The 3,923-nt window shown below is 45.9% G+C and carries 3 protein-coding genes; 1 reads left to right on the top strand and 2 read right to left on the bottom strand.

Translation table 11 applies throughout. From position 1 onward, the window contains the following. On the bottom strand, positions 1 to 753 hold a 753-nt coding region (locus V6C93_RS36475), incomplete at its 3' end, for an AAA-like domain-containing protein (protein ID WP_333481592.1). Further along, positions 750 to 2,357, bottom strand: a complete 1,608-nt coding sequence (locus V6C93_RS36470; protein ID WP_333481591.1) for an adenylate/guanylate cyclase domain-containing protein — start codon at positions 2,355 to 2,357, stop codon at positions 750 to 752. The genes V6C93_RS36475 and V6C93_RS36470, both read right to left, overlap by 4 nt. Before the next feature lie 97 nt (positions 2,358 to 2,454). On the opposite strand from V6C93_RS36470, the gene mnmH reads away from it, so the two are divergent. After that, positions 2,455 to 3,534, top strand: a complete 1,080-nt coding sequence (gene mnmH, locus V6C93_RS36465) for a tRNA 2-selenouridine(34) synthase MnmH (RefSeq protein WP_349262952.1) — start codon at positions 2,455 to 2,457, stop codon at positions 3,532 to 3,534. Positions 3,535 to 3,923 lie beyond the last annotated feature (389 nt).

The following is a 3,923-nucleotide window of genomic DNA, read 5'->3' as shown; positions in this document are numbered from 1 at the left end:
AGTCAGAAACGGTTGCCCACCCGTCCAAGCCAAAATCTCTCTCAGAACCTCTTCGGAATTCCTAACTTTTTTCGCCAACCCTAAAGCCAAAGGTTGAGCTTCCTCTACCTGAAACCCCGTTAACTCAATCGCACGACCAATATTGAAAGGAGTCCGCCGTTTATCTTGAATTAAATCAGAAGGAGTTGCTACCCCAATCAACGCAAACGTCAGGCGTCGATACTCTGGCTGAGATGCCCGCTTGTTGTAGCAATCGCGAATCACTGCAAAAAAATCATCAATGTTGAAATTCAAGCTAAGAACGCTGTCGATTTCATCCACAAAAATCACTATACTTTCAGAAATCGAGCGCAACAAAACGTCTTCAATAAACTTGCTAAAGCGATTGACAAAATACAGCGAACTATGCTTTATCCACCACTCTTCTAAATCAAACGAGTCATATAGATTTAAACTGCTAACAATACTGTCAATGACTCCGGCATACCATTGCTCTAGCGTAATATCCCAGGTGCCAATAGCAGTAATATCAATTCCAGCACAAGCAATTCCCTCCGCTTGAAGGCGCTGCATCGTTCGTACCCGCAAGCTAGATTTCCCCATCTGCCGGGAGTTGAGTACGTAACAGAATTCCCCTGCCTTCAAGCCTTCATAGAATTCGCGATCGGCTTGCCGCATCACATATGTGGGAGCATCAACGGGTAAACTCCCTCCAACTTGATATTCGTAGGCAGAGTTTTGTGCTGCGTTCATGGCCAATTTTCCCAGAGGAGGCGATAGAGCTGTAAGGGTCGCTCTTTCCCTTTTACCGAAACCGGGTCAAGTTGTTCAAGAGGCAGATTCCAACCCTTAAGCTTGTCAAAGGTGCTTTGAGAAATTAAAATTTCACCAGATTGAGCTACGCTACAAATCCGACTAGTCACATTCGTTGTATCACCGATCGCCGCATACTGAATCAGCCTTTCTGAGCCAATATTACCCGCTGCCACTTTTCCTGTATTGATGCCAATATGAATTTGAATTTGTAAATCACGTTGCTGTTTCCACTCCTCATTCAGACGGCAAACGGCCCATTGCATCTCAATGGCAGCTCGAACGGCTCGCTGTGCATCATCTTCTTTGCGATAAGGCGCACCCCAAATTGCGAGTAAGGCATCCCCTATATATTTTTCTAACGTACCTTCATAGGGAAACACAATCTCCTCTACGATAATTTTAAAGTATTCGTTAAGCATCTCAATCACTTGATGCGGTTCCATCAAGGATGACATGTTCGTGAAATCGCTAATATCAGCAAATAGGGCTGTTACTTCCGTTTCCACAATCTCTAAATTGCCTTCTTCCCTAAGTTTTTTACTGACGCTTTGTGGAAAAAAACGCTCGAATTTATCAAGGATGACGGCTTCCTCTTGTATCTTTTTATAGAGATGGGAATTTTCGATCGCGATCGCGGCTTGATTGGCAAGAGCCGTCAAAAACTCCAAATCTTCGTCTAAATAAATATTGGACAGGGATAAATTATCCACATATAACACCCCAATCACTTTTTCCCTCGGTCTTAGGGGTACGCACATCGACGCATGAATCTTTTGTCCCAAAATCGAGTCGGAATCGCTAAATCGCTGGTCGATGCAGGCATCCGTAATTAAAATGGCCTCTCCACTGTGGCGCACCAAATTAGTAATCCTGCGGCTGTAAAACAGCTCATCCGGTGGGATACGCGACTGTAATTTGACAGCTTTGTGTTCGAGACATCCGGTGAACTCATTGACGAGGAGGATTGCTGCTCGATCCACCTTCATAATTTCCAGCAGGAGGCCGAGAATTTTATCGAGCAGTCGGTCGGGTTCCTCAGGAGTGGAAAGCTGCTTACTCACCTCTAGCAAAATTTTCAACTTATCGACAGACCGCTGCGCTGTATCCTGCTGTTGTAGGCGAATGACTGAGCCACTCACTCCATCCTCATCGAGTAAATTTTGGATCGCTATAACGCTGGGTTGGGGCAAAACTTGCTTAACAATAGAGATCGTCGAGTCTTCCTCTCCCAAACACTCTGCTTCATCGTGTCTGAGTCGCTCAACAAATTGGCAAACCACGCTCCCAAAACGAATGCCGTCCCCATCCTTGAGTTGGCAATGGTCAATTTGTATCTCGTTGACAAAGGTACCGTTGCGACTGTGCAAATCGGTAATAAACGCCTGATGGTAGCCGATCGCAATCTCAGCATGGTAACGAGAAAGACTCTGATCTCGGATAAAGATACTGTTGTCCTCATCGCGTCCAATGGTGTTTGTACCCAGGCACAATTCTTGAATTCTTTCGTTAGGAGTCTCAGGATCGTAGATCAGATAAGGCACACCCCATCCTCACGCTACAGGGAATTACCTTGAAGATAGCGAAGATCCGGGAGCAACCCAAATGACCTCTCAGGGAGAATTAAATAAGATTAACTTTATGTCGCGATCGCCTAACTATACCGAGCAACCTTGGATAGAAGCCTACAGTGAGATTATTGATGTTCGCAGTGAAAGTGAGTTTGCCGAAGATCATATCCCCGGTGCCATTAACCTGCCAGTACTCAATGATGCTGAACGTGCCAAAGTTGGCACACTCTACAAACAAGTCTGCCCTTTCGAGGCTCGTAAAGTCGGGGCCGCTCTGGTGGCGCAAAATATTGCTCGGCATCTGGAGAGCCACTTTGCCGCCAAAGGGAAAGACTACCATCCCCTCGTCTACTGCTGGCGTGGGGGTCAGCGTTCCAACAGTATGGCACTGGTCTTGAGTCAAATCGGTTGGCCTGTTACAGTCCTTCAAGGAGGATACAAAACTTACCGAACCTATGTGCGCGACCAACTAGAACAGTTACCAGAACAATTCACCTACCAAGTCTTATGTGGACTGACGGGTAGTGGTAAAACCTATATCCTGCACCAGTTAGCCAAGCGAGGTGTCCAAGTGCTGGATTTGGAGGGTTTAGCCAATCATCGCGGTTCCCTGCTCGGTCAAGAGTGGGAAGGGAAGCTTTCACCTCAACCCTCGCAAAAATCTTTTGAATCACTGTTAGTTCAAAAATTGCAAAGCTTTGATGTTAGTAAGACGGTATGGGTGGAAGCTGAAAGTAACAAAATTGGACAAGTTTATTTACCCCCATCCCTTTGGCAACAAATGAAACAGGCGAACTGTGTTGAAGTTCAGTTCCCGCAAGCCGTCAGAATTGAATGGCTGTTACAGGAATATCCGCACTTAATCACGCATCCCGACCTACTTAAACAAAAACTCAAGTGGCTGAAATCTCGATATGGTCGGGATAAAATCAACGAGTGGTATGACCTAATTGATGCGGGTAAGTGGCACACCTTAGTAGACGATTTGCTGACCTTTCACTATGACCCCGCTTACATGCGATCGCTGGGTCAGTGCTATGTTCATGTAGAGCGCCAGTTACAGATAGCTGATTTATCGGATGCTAGTATGAATGCCTTGTTGGATGCTTTGGAGTTGTCCACCTCAACCGTCCATCATCCTGAATGTTGAGAGTCTCTCGCAAAGTTGCCGCTCATAGAAACCTATAGAACTCTATAAGTCAAGAACTGAAGAAAATTACTGATGTGTTATAGCAATTCTAAATGGAATGGTACTGACTCAAGAACTCTCCTACCTCACCAACCAACCCTTGTGCAGGGGGTCTGGGGGAGGCACTCGTCCCCCAGTGGGGGGTTTGGGGGGAGACCCCCCAATCTTGGTTTTCTCAAAGAACGACTACTTTTTGCTTAAGTCAGTGTCATTCATCCTAAATGAGATGCAAACACCTCTCCCTTGCCCCTCTTGTTTGAAAATCAAATAGGATTGCTATATTGTCTGCTATAGTCCACTAGCAAGCTGTCAAGTTGATCGCCTCTTCATGAGCCAACGTTCCTACTAAT

The organism is Allocoleopsis sp. (genome assembly GCF_036703385.1).
Classification (GTDB): Bacteria; Cyanobacteriota; Cyanobacteriia; order Cyanobacteriales; family Coleofasciculaceae; genus Allocoleopsis.
This window is presented reverse-complemented; position numbering and strand designations above follow the sequence as displayed.